At 62.9% G+C, this 17,948-nt stretch carries 17 protein-coding genes; 4 read left to right on the top strand and 13 right to left on the bottom strand.

The features are described 5' to 3' along the window. Nucleotides 1–38 precede the first annotated feature (38 nt). The 5 genes from NTD88_RS12310 to xerD all read right to left on the bottom strand — a co-directional run bounded on the left by NTD88_RS12310 (nt 39) and on the right by xerD (nt 6,216). Nucleotides 39–1,250, bottom strand: a complete 1,212-nt coding sequence (locus NTD88_RS12310) for an EAL domain-containing protein (protein ID WP_262153443.1) — start codon at nt 1,248–1,250, stop codon at nt 39–41. 275 nt (nt 1,251–1,525) lie between these two features. Further along, the gene (thrC, locus tag NTD88_RS12315) at nt 1,526–2,935 is read right to left on the bottom strand and encodes a threonine synthase (protein WP_095154185.1); all 1,410 of its coding nucleotides are present in this window, start codon (nt 2,933–2,935) and stop codon (nt 1,526–1,528) included. A 95-nt stretch (nt 2,936–3,030) separates the two neighbouring features. Continuing rightward, the gene (locus NTD88_RS12320; protein WP_095154186.1) at nt 3,031–4,335 is read right to left on the bottom strand and encodes a homoserine dehydrogenase; all 1,305 of its coding nucleotides are present in this window, start codon (nt 4,333–4,335) and stop codon (nt 3,031–3,033) included. 82 nt (nt 4,336–4,417) lie between these two features. Then, nucleotides 4,418–5,143, bottom strand: a complete 726-nt coding sequence (gene dsbC / locus NTD88_RS12325) for a bifunctional protein-disulfide isomerase/oxidoreductase DsbC (protein ID WP_095154187.1) — start codon at nt 5,141–5,143, stop codon at nt 4,418–4,420. A 176-nt stretch (nt 5,144–5,319) separates the two neighbouring features. Then, on the bottom strand, nt 5,320–6,216 hold the full coding sequence (gene xerD, locus NTD88_RS12330) for a site-specific tyrosine recombinase XerD (RefSeq protein ID WP_262128505.1): 897 nt from the start codon (nt 6,214–6,216) through the stop codon (nt 5,320–5,322). A 77-nt stretch (nt 6,217–6,293) separates the two neighbouring features. Between xerD and NTD88_RS12335 the strand changes: the two genes are divergently transcribed. After that, entirely contained in the window at nt 6,294–8,099 is a 1,806-nt protein-coding gene (locus NTD88_RS12335; RefSeq protein WP_262153444.1) for a cation:proton antiporter, read from the top strand. A gap of 9 nt (nt 8,100–8,108) precedes the next feature. Here the strand turns inward: NTD88_RS12335 and NTD88_RS12340 are convergent, their stop codons facing one another. The 6 genes from NTD88_RS12340 to ffh all read right to left on the bottom strand — a co-directional run bounded on the left by NTD88_RS12340 (nt 8,109) and on the right by ffh (nt 12,268). Then, entirely contained in the window at nt 8,109–8,516 is a 408-nt protein-coding gene (locus NTD88_RS12340) for an acyl-CoA thioesterase (protein WP_095154190.1), read from the bottom strand. A 194-nt stretch (nt 8,517–8,710) separates the two neighbouring features. Beyond that, nucleotides 8,711–9,061, bottom strand: coding sequence for a 50S ribosomal protein L19 (rplS, locus tag NTD88_RS12345; protein WP_095154191.1), 351 nt, complete (start codon nt 9,059–9,061; stop codon nt 8,711–8,713). Nucleotides 9,062–9,103: 42 nt separating this feature from the next. Then, complete coding sequence (trmD, locus tag NTD88_RS12350) at nt 9,104–9,856, bottom strand: tRNA (guanosine(37)-N1)-methyltransferase TrmD (protein ID WP_110968198.1); 753 nt, start codon at nt 9,854–9,856, stop codon at nt 9,104–9,106. 3 nt (nt 9,857–9,859) lie between these two features. Then, nucleotides 9,860–10,396, bottom strand: a complete 537-nt coding sequence (gene rimM / locus NTD88_RS12355; protein WP_095154193.1) for a ribosome maturation factor RimM — start codon at nt 10,394–10,396, stop codon at nt 9,860–9,862. A gap of 5 nt (nt 10,397–10,401) precedes the next feature. Next, nucleotides 10,402–10,653, bottom strand: a complete 252-nt coding sequence (rpsP, locus tag NTD88_RS12360; RefSeq protein ID WP_095154194.1) for a 30S ribosomal protein S16 — start codon at nt 10,651–10,653, stop codon at nt 10,402–10,404. Between the two features lie 238 nt (nt 10,654–10,891). Continuing rightward, nucleotides 10,892–12,268, bottom strand: a complete 1,377-nt coding sequence (gene ffh, locus NTD88_RS12365; protein WP_095154195.1) for a signal recognition particle protein — start codon at nt 12,266–12,268, stop codon at nt 10,892–10,894. A gap of 197 nt (nt 12,269–12,465) precedes the next feature. On the opposite strand from ffh, the gene NTD88_RS12370 reads away from it, so the two are divergent. From NTD88_RS12370 to NTD88_RS12380, 3 genes are all read left to right on the top strand, one after another. Beyond that, a complete protein-coding gene (locus tag NTD88_RS12370; protein ID WP_410017037.1) occupies nt 12,466–13,278 on the top strand; it encodes an inner membrane protein YpjD in 813 nt (270 codons plus the stop codon). 10 nt (nt 13,279–13,288) lie between these two features. Continuing rightward, on the top strand, nt 13,289–14,518 hold the full coding sequence (locus NTD88_RS12375; protein ID WP_262153445.1) for a transporter associated domain-containing protein: 1,230 nt from the start codon (nt 13,289–13,291) through the stop codon (nt 14,516–14,518). 303 nt (nt 14,519–14,821) lie between these two features. After that, nucleotides 14,822–16,129 carry an MFS transporter gene (locus NTD88_RS12380; protein WP_262153446.1) on the top strand — a complete coding sequence of 436 codons (1,308 nt, stop codon included), beginning with the start codon at nt 14,822–14,824 and terminating at the stop codon, nt 16,127–16,129. Between the two features lie 45 nt (nt 16,130–16,174). On the opposite strand, the gene purT is transcribed toward NTD88_RS12380, so the two are convergent. Both purT and NTD88_RS12390 read right to left on the bottom strand, forming a co-directional pair. Continuing rightward, nucleotides 16,175–17,356 carry a formate-dependent phosphoribosylglycinamide formyltransferase gene (gene purT / locus NTD88_RS12385; protein WP_262153447.1) on the bottom strand — a complete coding sequence of 394 codons (1,182 nt, stop codon included), beginning with the start codon at nt 17,354–17,356 and terminating at the stop codon, nt 16,175–16,177. Nucleotides 17,357–17,450: 94 nt separating this feature from the next. Next, complete coding sequence (locus tag NTD88_RS12390) at nt 17,451–17,918, bottom strand: VUT family protein (protein ID WP_095154200.1); 468 nt, start codon at nt 17,916–17,918, stop codon at nt 17,451–17,453. Nucleotides 17,919–17,948 lie beyond the last annotated feature (30 nt).

The following is a 17,948-nucleotide window of genomic DNA, read 5'->3' on the forward strand; positions in this document are numbered from 1 at the left end:
CTGCACCCCTGATTAATATCAGAAAGCCAGTAGCCAGCTCAAGCCGCACCGTTTCGTGCCAGCGCCGCCGGCTCATGGGCACTCATCCACTTCAACAACTCTTCTTCGCCCATCGGCCTCGCGACAAAACCACCTTGCACCCGCGGTTTTCCTACATGGTTCAGGGCCCGCCAATCGTTGAAGGTCTCCACGCCCTGCACCACCACGTCCAACGCCAGGCGCCGCGCCAGGATCAACGCCGTCGCCACTGCGCCCGACTTCTTGCCGTCAGCGGCCAGGCCGCGCAGCAGCTCGGCAGGCAACTTCAATTCACTCAGGGGCAGCGCAAACAGTTGCGGCAGATGGCCGGCGGCGCTGCCTGAACATTCCAGTGCAAGACGACAACCGAGCTGACGCAAGACCGCCCATTGCTCGCCGTCGAGCAGGCCACAGTGGCCCTCCTTCAACGTCAGCGTGAGCACGCTGGCAGGCAGTTCCAGCGTCACCAGCAGTTGCGCCAACCGTGCGACGAAGCCGGCATCCGGCAACAACGCGGGTGGCAGTTCCACCGTCACCGGTAGCGGCTGACCACCGCCAAGGCAGGTCACCGAACTGAAAGCCAGTGCGTGTTCGAGCACATGCCAGGTCAGCACGTCGAGCAGCCCGACCCCATTGGGCACGGTAAAGAACTGGCCCGGTGCCAACAGACCAAGGGTCGGGTGCTGCCAGCGCACGCTCGCTTCGACGCCAACCAGCGCACCCGCGGCGCAGATCATCGGCTGGTAACGAACCCGCCACTGCGCGCGGGACAAGGCCAGTTGCTCGGGAGACAGGCGAGTCAGTTCGAGGATATGCGGCGGTACGCCCGCCTGTTGTGGCACGTGTGCGTCTTCGCAGTACTGCGACAGCAGGCGGTGCAGCGTGGCGCAACTGGCCGGCTTGCGCACGCAGCCCAGCAGTTGCAGACCAAGCTGCCGGGACAGCTCGCCAATGCTGTCGAGCAGCGCGGGCTCGGCATCACTGAGGACGATCAACGCGTCAGCCAGCGCGTTTTCCGCCAGGTGCCGGATCAACGCCAAACCGTCGGCACCTTCCATGTACAGGTCGCAGATGGCGATATCCACCGGCCCACGGCGGGCCAGCATCTGCTTCGCGCACTCCACCGACTCGGCGGCCAGGACGTCGAACACGCCGTTGGCGTTGAGCATCTGGTGCAATGCCATGAGTTGAAAGGGATGGTCTTCGAGGATCAGGACCTTGAGCGAGTGCATCAACGTTTCTCCGCAGGTTGCAGGCTCGTGCGGCGGCACAAAGTCGCAACTCTAGGGAAAACAGAACCGCGGCCCTATAGGAAAAATCCCAAATTTAGCGCTCCATTTCCAACCGCCGCCGACGAACCGGCCTGAAACGCAGTTGCAAGCTTCAAGTGTCACGCTGCAAGAACAAACCAACCTGCGCGATACCTGCTCTTTCTTGTAGCTTGCAGCTTGCAGCCGGAAAAGAAAAAGCCCGTCATTCGACGGGCTTTTTCTTTTCCGGTGTCCGATCAGAGCGGTTTGCCGCGGTTGCCGTGCTTGCTGACGAAAGCCTGAACCTGGCTCAGGTCGTTGGCCAGGACCGTGCACCGCTCTTCACGGGAGAACAGGTCGGTCAGGTGGGCTGGCAGTTCCAGTTCCTTGCCGATGCCGGCCTTCTCCACCGCTTCCGGGAATTTGACCGGGTGCGCGGTGCCCAGCACCACCATCGGCGTATCCAGGCTGCGACGGCACTCGCGGCCGGCCTTGACGCCGATCGCGGTGTGCGGATCGAGGATCTCGCCCGTCTGGGCGAAGACTTCGGCGATGGTTTCGCAGGTCTGCGCGTCATCGACGGCCAGGGAATCGAACAGCTTGCGGGCTTCGACCCAACGGTCTTCTTCGACGCTGAAGCCGCCACCCTGCTTGAAGTTGGCCATCAGCTCGGCGATAGCCGCGCCGTTACGACCGTGCAGGTCGAACAGGAGGCGCTCGAAGTTCGACGACACCATGATGTCCATCGACGGCGACAGGGTCGCGTGCAGGGTTTCCTTGACGTACTGGTTGCCGCTCATGAAGCGGTGCAGGATGTCGTTGCGGTTGGTGGCGACGATCAGTTGGCTGATCGGCAGGCCCATGTTGCGCGCCAGGTAGCCGGCGAAGATGTCGCCGAAGTTGCCGGTCGGCACCGAGAACGCCACGGAACGCGCCGGGCCGCCCAACTGCAGGGCCGCGTGGAAGTAGTAGACGATCTGGGCCATGATCCGCGCCCAGTTGATCGAGTTGACCGCTACCAGGCGAGTGCCCTTGAGGAAGTCCTGATCGGCGAAGCTGGCCTTGACCATTTCCTGGCAGTCATCGAAGTTGCCTTCGATGGCGATGTTGTGGATGTTCTCGCCGAAGATGGTGGTCATCTGGCGACGCTGCACTTCCGACACGCGCTGGTGCGGATGCAGGATGAAGATATCGACGTTGTCGCAACGGCGGCAGCCTTCGATGGCCGCGGAACCGGTATCACCACTGGTAGCACCGATGATCACGACGCGCTCGCCGCGCTTGACCAGCACGTGGTCCAGCAGACGACCGAGCAGTTGCAGGGCGAAGTCCTTGAACGCCAGGGTTGGGCCGTGGAACAGCTCCAGCACCCATTCGTTGCTGTTCAGTTGACGCAGCGGTGCGACCGCGGCGTGAGCGAACTCACCGTAGGTTTCTTCGAGAATCTTCTTGAAATCGGCGTCGGCGATGCTGCCGGTGACGAACGGGCGCATCACCCGGAACGCCAGCTCGTGGTATGGCAGGCCGGCCCAGGAAGCGATCTCTTCCTGGGTGAAACGCGGCAGGTTTTCCGGCACATAAAGACCGCCATCGCTGGCAAGACCGGCCAGCAGCACGTCTTCGAAATTCAGGGCAGGAGCTTGGCCACGGGTACTGATATAGCGCATGAGGGCAAACCTTTCTTTGAGCTGCAAGCTTCAAGCGTGAAGCTGCAAGAGAGCGGCGGTGCACCTTCTTGCAGCTTGTAACTTGCAGCTAGACGTTAGTTGAGCTGTTCGACGCGGATCCGCACGACCTTGCCGATCACGTCCTGGAGGGCTTCCAGCGCCGCGATGGCGTCGTTCATGCGTTTCTCCTGGACCTTGTGGACCAGCAGGATCATCGGCACCAGGCCGTCCTGTTCCTCGACTTCCTTCTGCATGATCGACTCGATGTTGATCCCGCGCTCGGAGAGGATGCTTGCCACCTGGGCCAGTACGCCCGGATGGTCCTTGGCCTGGATGCGCAGGTAGTAGGCGCTTTCGCAGGCATCGATCGGCAGGATCGGGTGGGCCGACAGCGAATCCGGCTGGAAGGCCAGGTGCGGAACGCGGTTTTCCGGGTCGGCGGTCATGGCACGAACCACGTCCACCAGGTCGGCGACGACCGAGGAAGCAGTGGGTTCCATGCCGGCGCCAGCGCCGTAGAACAGGGTCGAACCCGCGGCGTCGCCGTTGACCATCACAGCGTTCATCACGCCATTGACGTTGGCGATCAGGCGGTCAGCCGGGATCAGCGTCGGGTGCACACGCAGTTCGATACCGGCGGCAGTGCTGCGCGCCACGCCCAGGTGCTTGATGCGGTAGCCCAGGGCCTCGGCGTAGTTCACGTCAGCAGTGGTGAGCTGAGTGATGCCTTCGGTGTAGGCCTTGTCGAACTGCAGCGGGATGCCGAAAGCGATGGAAGCGAGGATGGTCAGCTTGTGCGCAGCATCGATGCCTTCGACGTCGAAGGTCGGGTCCGCTTCGGCATAACCCAGCGCCTGGGCTTCGGCCAGCACGTCCGGGAAGGTGCGACCCTTCTCGCGCATTTCGGTGAGGATGAAGTTGCCGGTGCCGTTGATGATGCCGGCGACCCAGTTGATACGGTTGGCCGAGAGGCCTTCACGGATCGCCTTGATCACCGGGATGCCGCCGGCCACAGCGGCTTCGAAGGCGACGATCACGCCTTTTTCGCGGGCGCGGGCGAAGATCTCGTTGCCGTGCACGGCGATCAGCGCCTTGTTCGCGGTGACCACGTGCTTGCCGTTGTCGATGGCCTTGAGCACCAGCTCGCGGGCCACGGTATAGCCACCGATCAGTTCAATGACGATATCGATCTCGGGGTTGCTCGCGACTTCGAACACATCAGCGGTAATGGGGGTACCGGTAATCTGGCAGTTCGGGTTGGGCGAACGCATGGCAATCTGTGCCACTTCAATTCCACGCCCGGCGCGGCGGGCAATCTCCTCGGCGTTTCGCTGAAGTACGTTGAAGGTTCCGCCACCGACGGTCCCTAACCCACAGATGCCTACTTTGACCGGTTTCACTGTGAAACTCCCCATTGAACGACCGGTGTGGAACCGATCGTGAAAAAAGCCGCCTCCCCATGGTGGCGGCTCACTGATTGAATTACTTGGCGACGGCCAGGGCCAGCTTGGCCACTTGCGGGGCCGGCTGGTAGCCCGGGATCACCTGGCCATCTTCCAGCACGATGGCTGGCGTGCCGTTGACACCGATGGACTGGCCCATGGTGAACTGCTTGCTGACCGGGTTCTCGCACTTGGCGGCCTTGATTTCCTTGCCGTCGATCATCTTGTCCAGCGCACCCTTGCGGTCCTTGGAGCACCAGACCGCCTGCAACTGCTCGTCACCCGGCGAGCCGAGGCCCTGGCGCGGGAAGGCGACATAGCGCACTTCGATACCGAGCTTGTTCAGCTCAGGCACTTCGGCGTGCAGTTTGTGGCAGTACGGGCAGGTGGTGTCGGTGAACACCGTGATGTGCGACTTGGCCGGGCCAATGGCAGGATAAACCACCATTTCTGCGCCTGGAATGGCATTGATCGTCTTGGCGATGGCCTGACGCTCGGTCTTTTCAGTCAGGTTGACCGGCTTGCCGTCCTGCACCTGAAACAGATAGCCCTGGACCAGGAACTGGCCGTCGGCGCTGGCGTACAGCACACGTCCGCCCTTGAGTTTGACTTCGTACAGGCCATTGAGTGGGCTGGCGGCGATGCTGTCGACCGGGACTTCCGACTCCAGCGACTGCAGGGTTTTGCGGATCGCCTGCTCGTCAGCCAGGACGAACGAACTGGCCAGCGCCAGCGCGGCGGCGGCAACAATCTTGATCATGCGCATTTGGAGCTCCTGAAAGCGTACAAGGGGCCGGGATGGGGACGCCCGGATGGAAAACACGGGGGATTGGCCGGCCCAAGACGTAAACCCCGGAAGACTACCATATTCATCGCCCTGCGACGGGCACCTTGACCGCTCGAATGCGCAGACAAACGAAGCGGCCGCGGCCGATTCGTTCTCTAACCCCTGGGATGGTGCCGAGCATGCAGTTCCTGCAGCCTCGCTCTGGCTACGTGAGTATAGATCTGGGTGGTCGACAGGTCGCTGTGGCCCAGCAGCATCTGCACCACGCGCAGGTCGGCGCCGTGGTTGAGCAGATGAGTGGCGAAGGCGTGGCGAAGGGTGTGGGGCGACAGCGCCTTGCCGATCCCGGCGACCTGGGCGTGGTGCTTGATACGGTGCCAGAAGGTCTGGCGAGTCATCTGCTCACCACGCTGGCTGGGAAACACCACGTCGCTGGGACGACCATTGAGCAGGCCATTGCGACCATCACGCAGGTAGCGCTCCAGCCAGACCACCGCTTCCTCGCCCATCGGCACCAACCGCTCTTTGCTGCCCTTGCCCATGACCCGCAGCACGCCCTGGCGCAGGTTGATCTGGTCGAGGGTCAGGCTGACCAGTTCGGTAACCCGCAAACCACAGGCATACAGCACTTCGAGCATGGCGCGGTCGCGCTGGCCGATGTCTTCGCTCAGGTCCGGCGCCCGTAGCAGGGCTTCGACGTCAGCCTCGGAGAGCGATTTGGGCAATGGCCGGCCGAGCTGCGGCATATCGATCTGCAGAGTCGGGTCGACGGCAATCAGTTTTTCCCGCAGCAGGTAGCGGTAGAAACCGCGCAGGCCGGAAAGAAAACGCGCCGTGGAGCGCGGCTTGTAGGCGTGATCCAGGCGCCAGCCGAGGTGATCGAGGATCAGTTCGCGGCCGGCATCGGGCAATGCAATGCCCTTTTCCTGCAACCAGCCGTTGAACAGCGCCAGGTCGCTGCGATAGGACGCTCGGGTGTTGTCCGACAGGCCTTTTTCCAGCCACAGGGCATCAAGAAACTGGTCAATCAGGGGGTGGTCGATAGCAGGCATGAAAACTCGGAGACGGGGCGATGAAAACGCCGAAGTGCCGCTAGTCTTCCATAACCATGCCGGGATAGGGAGTCCGAATGAACGAACAACAGATTCTGCTCGCGTTTGGCGGCATTGGTGCGGCAGCACTGGGCTGCCAGTGGCTGGCCTGGCGCCTGAAGCTCCCGGCCATCCTGTTTCTGCTGCTCAGCGGCATTCTCGCCGGCCCAGTGCTGGGCTGGCTTGATCCGCAGGAAATGTTCGGCCCGCTGCTGATGCCACTGGTGTCGCTGGCGGTGGCGCTGATCCTGTTCGAAGGCAGCCTGACCCTGCACCTGTCGCAATGGCGCGACATCGGCAGCGTTGTGCAGCGCATGGTGACCGTCGGCGCGCTGGTCACCTGGGTGGTGATTGCCGTCGCAACGCACTGGCTGCTGGGTTTCGACTGGCCGCTGGCGGTGCTGTTCGGCACCCTGACGCTGGTTACCGGCCCCACGGTGATCGTGCCGATGCTGCGGGTGGTGCGACCCAAGGCGACGATCGCCAACATCCTGCGCTGGGAAGGCATCGTCATCGACCCGATCGGCGCGCTGCTGGCCGTGGTGGTCTACAGCTTCATCATCGCCAGTGCCGCGGATGACGGCCTGAGCCAGAGCCTGCGAACCTTCGCCGGAGTCATTCTCTGTGGCAGCGCGTTCGGTGCCGCCGGCGGCTGGTTGCTGGGCCAGGTGATGCGTGAGCACTGGTTGCCGGAATACCTGCACAACCTGGCGTCGCTGGCGGCGGTGCTGGGGATCTTCATCGCCGCCAACCAGGTGATGCACGAATCGGGACTGCTGGCGGTGACCCTGATGGGCATGTGGCTGGCCAACATGAAAGGCGTCGACGTCCGGCAGATCCTGCACTTCAAGGAAAACCTCAGCGTGCTGCTGATCTCCGGGCTGTTCATTCTGCTCGCCGCGCGCCTGGACCTGGCCGCCCTCCTCGGCCTTGGCCCGTCGGTGCTGGCGCTGCTGCTGGTGATCCAGTTGATCGCCCGCCCCCTGAACGTCGCGCTCTCAACCTGGCGCTCGCCGCTGAACTGGCGCGAACGGGCGCTGCTGGCCTGGATCGCACCGCGGGGGATCGTCGCGGCGGCGGTCTCGGCGATCTTTGCGATTCGCCTGAACGAGGCCGGTCACGAGGGCGCCTTGCTGCTGGTGCCGCTGACCTTCGCCGTGATCATCGGCACGGTGGTCTTGCAGAGTGCAACGGCGCGGCCGCTGGCCCGCCTGCTGAAAGTCGCGGAGCCCGCGCCCAGCGGCTTTCTTATCGTCGGCGCCAACCCGCCCGCACGGGCGATTGGCAAGGCCTTGCAACAGATGGATTGCCGGGTGCTGCTGACCGACTCCAGTTGGGAGAACATCCGCGCGGCGCGCATGGAAGGGCTGGCGACTTACTTCGGCAATCCGGCCTCGCAGCATGCGGACGCGCACCTGGATCTGGTCGGCCTGGGCCATCTGCTCGGGCTTTCTCCCGCGGGAGAATTGAATGCCCTGGCGTGCATGCGTTTTCGTCATGATTTCGGCCAGCAACGGCTGTTCTCGTTGGCCAGCGGCCTGGAGGTCAGCCGCAGCGACAAGCACCGGGCCAGTGACGAACACCGCGGGCATGTGCTGGGAAATCCGCCACTGACCTATGTACAACTGGCCAATCAATTGCACCACGGCGCCGAGCTGTACAGCACACACCTGACCGAAGCCTTCGACTGGGACGCCTATCGGGCGCTGCATGGTGAGCGGGCGACCTTGCTGTTTGCCCGGGACGCCAATGGCTGGGTGCATGTGTTCGGCCCGGACAGCCCGCTCAAGCCCGGGCCGGGGTGGACGGTGCTGGCGCTGATTAGACAGGATGAAAGCCGTTGAGCACTGCGATCAGAACCCGGGCAATACCGGAACCGGACGCTTGTCCTCGTCGATGGCGACAAAACTGAACAGGCCGTGAATGGCCTTCTCGCGGCTGTCGCAGCTCATGCTTTCGACGAACACTTCGACTTCCACCTTAAGGCTGGTGTTGCCGACTTTAACGACCCGACCCACCAGCTCGACGATGGAACCCGCGGCGATCGGGTGCTTGAAGTCGATGCGGTCAGTGGACACGGTTACCAGTGGCAGACGGCAGAAGCGCGTCGCGGCAATGAACGACACTTCGTCCATCCAGGCCAGCGCGGTGCCGCCGAACAGGGTGTTGTGGTGGTTGGTCGTGGAGGGGAATACCGCCTTGGTCACGCGGGTGACCGACAGCTCGGTGCGGCGTTCGATTTCCTGGTCTCTGGGGGTCATGGGATCACTTGAACAAAGAATGCAGTTGCACGCTGCAAGCCATAAGGTCGGGGTGCACTGTAGGAGCGAGCTTGCTCGCGAAGGGTCCCAACATATTTAACCGACAAACATCTTGCGGCTTGAAGCTCACAGCGCTGAAAAACAAAAAGGGCAGCCCGGAGGCTGCCCTTTCTTTCGCAAAGGTCGGACTGGACTTAAGCCAGTTTTTCCTTGATGCGAGCTGCTTTACCGGACAGGTCACGCAGGTAGTACAGCTTGGCTTTACGCACGTCACCACGACGTTTCACGGCCAGGCTGTCGATTTGCGGGCTGTAGGTCTGGAAAGTACGCTCAACGCCAACACCGTTGGAGATTTTGCGAACGGTGAAAGCGCTGTTCAGACCACGGTTGCGCTTGGCGATTACAACGCCTTCGAAAGCCTGCAGACGGGAGCGGTCACCTTCCTTCACTTTCACCTGAACGACGATGGTGTCGCCCGGGGCGAAGGCCGGGATTTCTTTGCTCATCTGTTCAGCTTCGATCTGCTGAATGATTTTGTTGGTCATCTTGTGCTCCTAAGGTAAATCGTCGGATCTACCATCGATACGTTAACTATCGTCCCGCTCGCGGAGGTACTCCTCGAGCAGCTTCTTCTCTTCTCCAGAAAGTGAGCGACTTTCCAGAAGATCGACGCGTCGTTCATAGGTCCGCCCAAGGGACTGCTGTAAACGCCAACGCCGGATGTGTGCATGGTTGCCACTGAGCAACACGTCGGGAACACGCTGATCCGCATACACCTCCGGACGGGTGTAGTGCGGGCAATCTAGCAGACCGTCGGTGAAGGAATCCTCCTCCGCCGAGTCCGCATGCCCTAAAGCTCCGGGCAGCAGCCGTGTAACCGCATCAACCAGGACCATTGCCGGCAGCTCACCGCCAGACAATACGTAGTCACCAATCGACCACTCTTCATCGACATGAGCCTCAATAAAGCGCTCGTCAATGCCTTCATAACGACCGGCTATCAGAATCAACGATTCATGCTTCGCCAGGTCCTTGACCGCCGACTGAGTCAGCTTGCGGCCTTGTGGCGACAGGTAGATCACCTTCGCCGTTCCTCCGGTTGCCTGCCTGGCCTCGACCAGGGCGTCTTCCAGAGGCTTGATCTTCATCACCATGCCCGGACCACCGCCAAAAGGCCGATCATCTACCGTGTGGTGACGATCCGTGGTGTAGTCCCGCGGGTTCCAGCAGGTCAGTTGCAACAACCCCTGTTTCACCGCTCGGCTGGTAATGCCGTACTCACTGATGGCCGAGAACATCTCGGGAAACAGCGTGATGACGTCTACGCGCAGGCTGGCCATTGCTTAGAAGTCCGCGTCCCATTCCACCCTCATTTCGCCTGCCGCCAGGTCGATTGCCAACACGCATTGCTCTGTATAGGGCAATAGCCGTTCACGATCATCCAGGCTGCCAGCGCAGGGCTTGACCACCATTACATCGTTCGCACCGGTCTCCAACAGGTGATCAACCTTGCCGAACAGATGTCCGTCCTGGTTGATGACACTCAGACCCACGAGCTGATACCAGTAGTAATCGCCGTCGGTCAGGTTGGGCAAAAGGCTGCGAGAGATACAAATCTCATAACCGCTCAGAAGACGAGCTTCATCACGATCGTCGAGCCCTTTGAGCTTGGCGACCAGATCCTTTTGAGTGGATCGGCCCGAGACCAGCTCTACCTGCTTGACCACACCTTCGCGCCGAAGCGTCCAGTTGGGGAAATCCAGCAGGTTTTCGATCGGATCGGTAAAGGAATAGACCTTCACCTCGCCGCGAACGCCGTGAACCGAAAAAATCTTGCCGACAACGATCAAGTCATCAGCGTTTTTTGGCGTCGCGTTCATATTGCTCAGGCGGCAGCCTTGGCAGCGTCCTTCAACAGCTTGGCAACGCGCTCAGAAGGCTGTGCGCCAACGCTCAGCCAATGAGCAACGCGGTCTTCCTTAACGGACAGACGAACTTCCTGGCCACGAGCGATAGGGTTGAAGAAACCAACCTGCTCAATGTGCGAACCGGTAACAGCGTTACGCGAGTCGGTCACGGTCAGGGTGTAAAATGGGCGCTTTTTGGAGCCGCCACGGGCAAGACGGATGGTTAGCATTGAACATCGTTCCTGTAGTCGGTGCTGCAAATCATAATGCACAGCGGGCACACGGGTGCCCGAAAGGCCGCATATTCTCAAGGAATACACGGGTATTTGCAAATGCCTTTTTACACGAGGTAAAAGGCCTGCCTGCTGATCTGCGGTTTGCACTGCCTTATATAAAAGGCAGCAATGGTCCCGCCGAGGCGGGATTTCAGTCGCTGGCACATCTACACGCCAACGACTTGAATCGGGTTTACATCTTGGGCATGCCGCCGCCAGGCATCATGCCGCCCAGGCCGCGCATCATTTTGGCCATGCCGCCCTTGGCAGAAAACTTCTTCATCATCTTCTGCATTTGCTTGTGCTGCTTGATCAGGCGGCCAATGTCCTGCACCTGGGTGCCGGAACCCATGGCGATACGGCGTTTGCGCGAACCGCTGATCAGGTCAGGGTCACGGCGCTCGGCCGGGGTCATGGAGTTGATGATCGCTTCCATCTGCTTGAACTGCTTCTCGGCTGCGCCCTGGGCGTTGCCCATCTGCGCCAGGTTGACCCCACCGATGCTCGGCAGCTTGTCCATCAGGCCGCCGAGGCCGCCCATGTTCTTCATTTGCAGGAGCTGGTCGCGGAAGTCTTCGAGGTCGAAGCCCTTGCCCTTTTTCAGCTTCTTGGCGAGTTTGTCGGCCTTTTCCTTGTCGAGCGTCTGCTCGGCCTGCTCGATCAGGCTGAGCACGTCGCCCATGCCGAGGATCCGCGAGGCGATACGGTCAGGGTGGAACGGCTCGAGCGCTTCAGTCTTCTCACCCATACCGATGAACTTGATCGGCTTGCCGGTGATCGCGCGCACCGACAGCGCGGCACCGCCACGGGCATCACCGTCGACCTTGGTCAGCACCACACCGGTCAGCGGCAGGGCATCGCCGAACGCCTTGGCGGTGTTGGCGGCGTCCTGGCCGGTCATGGCGTCGACCACGAACAGCGTCTCGATCGGTTTGACTGCGGCGTGCAGGTCCTTGATCTCGGCCATCATCTCGGCGTCGATGTGCAGACGACCGGCGGTATCGACGATAACCACGTCGATGAATTTCAGCTTGGCTTCGCGGATCGCCGCTTCGGCGATGGCCACCGGCTTCTGGCTGATGTCCGACGGGAAGAAGGTCACGCCGATATCGTTGGCCAGGGTTTCCAGTTGCTTGATCGCCGCCGGACGGTAGACGTCGGCCGAAACGACCATGACGGTTTTCTTCTTGCGCTCTTTAAGGAAGCGCGCGAGCTTGCCGGCGGTGGTGGTCTTGCCCGCGCCCTGCAGGCCGGCCATCAGTACCACGGCAGGCGGTGCGGCATTCAGACTCAGGTCTTCGTTGGCCGCGCCCATCAATTCTTCGAGTTCGGCCTGGACGATCTTCACGAACGCCTGGCCCGGCGTCAGGCTGCGCGAAACCTCGGTCCCGACCGCACGTTCCTTGACCTTGTTGACGAAGTCCTTCACCACCGGCAAGGCGACGTCGGCTTCGAGCAACGCCATGCGCACTTCGCGCAGGGTGTCTTTGATGTTGTCTTCGTTCAGCTTGGCCTTGCCGGTGACATGGCGCAGCGTCTGTGACAGACGATCGGTCAGGTTTTCAAACATGGGGATCCTTTCGGGCTCTTGTAGAACCGAGGTTTATCAGCCGCCCCAGGCGCATTCGGCCGGCCTTGGGCAGGGGCAGGGCGGCGATTATAACGAAGACTCGCGCCAGCGCACACCATACCGTCGGCGCACAGTCTTCCTAGGGGGCCGGGTTCTATGCCAAACTCATCGGCTTTCGGGCTTGCCTAACAGGACTTATGCTCCCCTTGTCACCCAGCTTGCTACCCAACCTGATCGCCGCCTGCCTCTACGCCGCCGCGATCATCCTCCAAGGCACCGGCCTGGCCCGGGGCGTCAAGGCCGACAAACGGCTGCTCGGCCTGCTGGGAGGCCTGGCGGTCATCGCCCAGGGCGCCGCGCTGTACTGGCAGTTGCTCACGCCGCTGGGACTGAGCCTGGACTTCTTCAGCGCCGCCAGCCTGATCGCGACAGCGGTCATCGCCATCACCCTGCTCGCCTGCCTGCGCAGTCCGGTGGAGAACCTGCTGCTGTTGCTCTTCCCGCTTGGTCTGCTGACGGCCCTGATCGCGCAGTTCGCGCCGTCGGGCACGGTGCCGCTGATCAACGAAGAGCCCGGCATCCTCGCGCATATCCTGCTGTCGATCCTCGCCTACGGCCTGTTCACCATCGCGGTGTTCCAGTCGCTGTTGCTGCTGATGCAGGACCACCAGCTCAAGCACAAGCATCCGTCCGGGCTGATCCGCAATTTCCCGCCGCTGCAAACCATGGAAAGCCTGCTGTTCGGCTTCCTCTGGGCCGGCTGGGGCCTGCTCTCGCTGTCGCTGATCTCCGGCTGGTTGTTCCTCGACAACCTGTTCGCCCAGCATCTGGTCCACAAGACCTTGCTGGCCTGCGTCGCCTGGATCGTGTTCAGCGTGCTGCTGTGGGGCCGCACCCGCCTCGGCTGGCGCGGACACAAGGCGATCCGCTGGACCCTCGCCGGGTTCTGCCTGCTGATGCTGGCGTATTTCGGCAGCAAGCTGGTACGCGAATTCATTCTGCATATCTGACGGGCGAACTATGGACACCTTGCCGTTGGCTCCGCTGCTCGGGCTTCTGGCCCTGGCCTTGCTGTGGTCGGCACTGTTCACCGCGGTCGACGCCGCCCGCGTGCAACTGGCGGGCAACCGGCGCAACGGCAATGGCGGCGCCCGCGACACCTCTGACCTCCCGGCCCAGGCGCTGATCTTCGGCGCCACCCTCGGCAAGCTGCTGGTGCTGGCCCTCGCCGGCCTGACCGGCCTGCGCTGCCAGGGCGAGACCGGTTTCTGGCTGGGCTGCCTGGCAGCGGCCATCCTGCTGCTGGTCTGCGCAGAGTACCTGCCGCGGCAACTGGCCCGACGCAACCCGGAAGCCTTTATCGGCCTGGGCATCGTCCTGCGCCTTCCGCTGCGCCTGCTGCAGCCGCTGGCCTGGTTGCTGGACTGCATCGCGCGCCTGATCCTGCGCCCTTTTTCAGTGCGGCCGAGCATGGTCAACCAGCATGAACAGAATGCCGACAGCGAGCCGGACGATAGCGACGCCTCGGAGGAAAACCCCTCCCACAGCAGTCTCCCCACCAGCCTGAAGGCGCTGGAGAGGGTCACTGTCAACCACATCCTGGTGCCGCGCAGCGAAGTCGACGGGATCAACCTGGACGATTCGATCGAGCAGATCATCGCGCAATTGAACACCTGCAAACACACGCGACTGCCGGTATTCCACAACGACATCAACCAGGTCCAGGCGGTGCTCAACACGCGGCATATCGCCCACCTGCTGCCCAAGGCCGAACTGACCCACGAAACCCTGCTGGCCGCCTGCTACGAGCCCTACTTCGTCCCGGAAAGCACCCCGCTGCAACTGCAGTTGCTCAATTTCCACAAGCAACAGCGGCGGATGGGCATCGTTGTCGACGAGTACGGCGAGGTGGAGGGCATCGTCACCCTGGAAGACATCCTCGAAGAAATCGTCGGCGAGTTCGAAGAACAGGACGACCTCGACAACCCGCATATCCACCCGCAAGGGGATGGCCGTTACGTGATCGAAGGCAACGTGGCGATCCGCGAGCTCAACCGCAGCCTTGGCTGGCACCTGCCCAGCGACGGACCGAAGACCCTCAACGGGTTGGTCACCGAGGCGCTGGAAAGCATCCCGGCCAGCGCGGTGTGCCTGAAGATCGGCCGCTACCGCCTGGAAATCCTCGAAACCGAAGACAACTGCGCCAGCCGGATCCTGGTCTGGACCGTCGCCCGTCAGCCCGCCGCCTGATTCGTTACGCCCGCAACGCCTGACATAGACACATTTCGTATCGAATCTGGCTATACTCGGGCCACGCTTACCCAGCCCTGCCGTCGCGCCCGCTACCCGCTCCCGGCGCTTTCCGGCCAGTCCGCACCGCCTGCATCGCGCGCTTTACCGGCACCGCTTCACACCCCGAACAGTGCCCGCGCCCGCCCCCATCCCCCCAGGGCTATGCTCGGCCGCGCGACCCATACCAAAAAAATGCTCCGACGCAGCGCCGTCGCCCGTGCGCGGCCGCCCAGGAAGCCTTCGACTGTCAGGGGACCTTGCATGACCACCAGCAGCACCTACAACAATGAGGCCGACACCGCGCCGTCCGGCAACTCGCCGGCCCGCGTCGCCACGGCCAGCTTCATCGGCACGGCCATCGAGTTCTACGATTTCTATGTCTACGCCACCGCCGCCGCGCTGGTGATCGGACCGGTGTTCTTCCCGCAGACCTCCGGCACCGCGCAGATGCTGTCGGCGTTCCTCACCTTCGGTATCGCCTTCCTCGCGCGACCGCTGGGTTCGGCGCTGTTCGGCCATTTCGGTGACCGGATCGGACGCAAATCCACCCTGGTCGCCTCGCTGCTGCTGATGGGGGTGTGCACCACGCTGATCGGCGTGCTGCCGGGACATGACAGCATCGGCAACTGGGCGCCGGTCCTGCTCTGCGTCCTGCGTTTCGGCCAGGGCCTCGGTCTTGGCGGCGAATGGGGCGGCGCGGCGTTGCTGGCCACCGAGAACGCGCCCAAGGGCAAGCGCGCCTGGTTCGGCATGTTCCCGCAACTCGGTCCGTCCATTGGCTTCCTCGCCGCCAACGGCCTGTTCCTGGCGCTGGCGATGCTGCTGAGCGACGAAGACTTCCGCGCCTGGGGCTGGCGCATTCCGTTCCTGCTCAGCGCGGCACTGGTGATCGTCGGCTTGTACGTTCGGCTGAAGCTGGAGGAAACCCCGGTGTTCGCCAAAGCGATGGCCAGCCACCAGCGCGTGAAGCTGCCGGTGGTCGAGTTGTTCGCCCAATACTGGCTGCCGGTGCTGCTCGGCGCCGGGGCGATGGTGGTGTGCTATGCGCTGTTCTACATCTCGACGGTGTTTTCGCTGAGCTACGGCGTGTCGACGCTGGGCTACACCCGGGAAACCTTCCTCGGCCTGCTGTGCTTCGCGGTGCTGTTCATGGCCCTGGCCACGCCGCTGTCGGCCTGGCTCAGCGACCGATACGGGCGCAAGCCGGTGCTGGTGATCGGCGCGCTGCTGGCGATCGCCTCGGGCTTTGCCATGGAGCCGTTGCTGACGTCCGGGTCCACCGCCGGCGTGGCGTTGTTCCTGGCGATCGAGCTGTTCCTGATGGGGGTGACATTCGCACCAATGGGCGCGCTGTTGCCCGAGCTGTTCCCGACCCACGTGCGCTACACCGGCGCGTCGGCGGCTTACAACCTGGGCGGAATCGTCGGCGCCTCGGCAGCACCGTTCTTCGCACAGAAGCTGGTGGCCATGGGGGGATTGAGCTGGGTGGGCGGGTATGTGTCGGCCGCGGCCCTGCTGAGCCTGATCGCGGTGCTGTGCCTGAAGGAAACACAGCACACGGAGTTGTAACGACAACGCGGGGCGAGCCAGGCGGCCCGCCCCGCGCCTACAGCCTTACAGCTCGACCTTGACCGCTTGCGAAGCGCGGGTCGCCTTGGCCCGGGCGGCCTCGATCGACTCGTCGCGCGCCAGGCACACGCCCATCCGGCGCTGGCCGTTGACTTCCGGCTTGCCGAACAGACGCAGCGCGGTATCAGGCTCGGCCAGGGCGGCGCCGAGGTTGTCGAAAGCGGTCCGCTGCGACTGACCTTCCACCAGGATGACCGCGGAGGCCGACGGACCGAACTGACGGACCGACGGGATCGGCAGGCCGAGGATTGCCCGGGCGTGCAGGGCGAACTGCGACAGGTCCTGGGAAATCAGGGTCACCAGGCCGGTGTCATGCGGGCGCGGCGAGACTTCGCTGAACCACACCTGATCGCCCTTGACGAACAGTTCCACGCCAAACAGGCCGCGGCCGCCCAGCGCCTCGGTGACCGCCTTGGCTACGCGCTCGGACTCGGCCAGCGCCACCGGGCTCATGGCCTGTGGCTGCCAGGATTCCTGGTAGTCGCCTTTCTCCTGACGGTGACCGACAGGTGCCAGGAAGGTGGTGCCGCCAACATGACGAACGGTCAGCAGGGTGATTTCGTAGTCGAAATCGATGAAGCCTTCGATGATCACCCGGCCCTTGCCGGCACGGCCGCCTTCCTGGGCGTAGTCCCAGGCTTTCTGCAGGTCGTCGGCGCTTTTCAGCAGGCTCTGGCCCTTGCCCGACGAACTCATCACCGGCTTGACCACACACGGGAAGCCCAGGTCCAGGGCGGCCTTGCTGTAGTCCTCGAAGGTGTCGGCGAAGTGGTACGGCGAGGTGGGCAGGTCCAGCTCTTCAGCCGCCAGGCGACGGATGCCTTCGCGGTTCATGGTCAGTTGCGCGGCGCGGGCGGTCGGCACCACGGTGAAGCCTTCGGCTTCCAGCTCGACCAGGGTCGCGGTGGCGATGGCTTCGATTTCCGGGACGATATAATGCGGCTTCTCGGCCTCGATGACCGCACGCAGGGCGGCGCCGTCGAGCATGTTGATCACGTGGCTGCGATGCGCCACCTGCATGGCCGGGGCATTGGCGTAACGGTCCACGGCGATCACTTCGACGCCCAGGCGTTGCAGCTCGATCACCACTTCCTTGCCCAGCTCGCCACAGCCACAGAGCAGTACACGGGTCGCGGTGGGCGACAATGGGGTTCCGATACGGGTCATCTCAGGTCCTCAAAGGGAAGGAATCCATGGCCGCCCCAGCACGGTGCGGGCCAGCGAAAGGGGCACATTTTACATGGTTGAACGCCGTCGCGGCTCAGCCGGCGATGGCGTTTTTCCGCACCCGCCAGGCCATGGCCAGCCAGACTGCGGTGACGCCGGCGAACTTCGAGGCCAGCGCGGTGCCGACCACGGCCGGCGTCAGGGCGCCGATCATGCCGAAGAAGATGAAGGTGTCGAGTGGAATGCTCAGCGCGGAACTGATCCACAAGCGGTCATGCAGCGGGCGCTTGGTGATGCTGAACACTACCCAGTCGATCAGCTCGGACACCGCGAACGCGGTGGCGCTGGCCAGGGCGATGGTCGGGTCGGAGGTGACATAGGACAACACCAGCGCCGCCAGCATGGCGACCAGCGCGCCGTGGCCGAAGCGGGTCTGCACCATGTCGCGCAGGACGAACACCAATCCGCCCCAGGCGGACCAGATCACGTCCAGGTGCGGCGCACTGGAGAAGGCGTAGTTGATCAGCACCACGCTGCTGATATAGGCGATGAGAAAGAACATTGGGGGCACCGGTAGCAAGCCGCACAGGGT

This window comes from Pseudomonas sp. 20P_3.2_Bac5, from assembly GCF_025466035.1.
Lineage (GTDB): Bacteria > Pseudomonadota > Gammaproteobacteria > Pseudomonadales > Pseudomonadaceae > Aquipseudomonas.

What these genes read in the sequence shown, in the direction of transcription:
- thrC (WP_095154185.1), bottom strand. Translation starts at nt 2,935, where the DNA reads ATGCGCTATATCAGTACCCGTGGCCAAGCTCCTGCCCTGAATTTCGAA.
- rimM (WP_095154193.1), bottom strand. Translation starts at nt 10,396, where the DNA reads ATGAACGCGACGCCAAAAAACGCTGATGACTTGATCGTTGTCGGCAAG.
- xerD (WP_262128505.1), bottom strand. Translation starts at nt 6,216, where the DNA reads ATGCCTGCTATCGACCACCCCCTGATTGACCAGTTTCTTGATGCCCTG.
- rpsP (WP_095154194.1), bottom strand. Translation starts at nt 10,653, where the DNA reads ATGCTAACCATCCGTCTTGCCCGTGGCGGCTCCAAAAAGCGCCCATTT.
- ffh (WP_095154195.1), bottom strand. Translation starts at nt 12,268, where the DNA reads ATGTTTGAAAACCTGACCGATCGTCTGTCACAGACGCTGCGCCATGTC.
- NTD88_RS12340 (WP_095154190.1), bottom strand. Translation starts at nt 8,516, where the DNA reads ATGACCCCCAGAGACCAGGAAATCGAACGCCGCACCGAGCTGTCGGTC.
- purT (WP_262153447.1), bottom strand. Translation starts at nt 17,356, where the DNA reads ATGACCCGTATCGGAACCCCATTGTCGCCCACCGCGACCCGTGTACTG.
- dsbC (WP_095154187.1), bottom strand. Translation starts at nt 5,143, where the DNA reads ATGCGCATGATCAAGATTGTTGCCGCCGCCGCGCTGGCGCTGGCCAGT.
- NTD88_RS12335 (WP_262153444.1), top strand. Translation starts at nt 6,294, where the DNA reads ATGAACGAACAACAGATTCTGCTCGCGTTTGGCGGCATTGGTGCGGCA.
- trmD (WP_110968198.1), bottom strand. Translation starts at nt 9,856, where the DNA reads ATGGCCAGCCTGCGCGTAGACGTCATCACGCTGTTTCCCGAGATGTTC.
- NTD88_RS12380 (WP_262153446.1), top strand. Translation starts at nt 14,822, where the DNA reads ATGACCACCAGCAGCACCTACAACAATGAGGCCGACACCGCGCCGTCC.
- NTD88_RS12390 (WP_095154200.1), bottom strand. Translation starts at nt 17,918, where the DNA reads ATGTTCTTTCTCATCGCCTATATCAGCAGCGTGGTGCTGATCAACTAC.
- rplS (WP_095154191.1), bottom strand. Translation starts at nt 9,061, where the DNA reads ATGACCAACAAAATCATTCAGCAGATCGAAGCTGAACAGATGAGCAAA.
- NTD88_RS12370 (WP_410017037.1), top strand. Translation starts at nt 12,466, where the DNA reads ATGCTCCCCTTGTCACCCAGCTTGCTACCCAACCTGATCGCCGCCTGC.
- NTD88_RS12375 (WP_262153445.1), top strand. Translation starts at nt 13,289, where the DNA reads ATGGACACCTTGCCGTTGGCTCCGCTGCTCGGGCTTCTGGCCCTGGCC.
- NTD88_RS12310 (WP_262153443.1), bottom strand. Translation starts at nt 1,250, where the DNA reads ATGCACTCGCTCAAGGTCCTGATCCTCGAAGACCATCCCTTTCAACTC.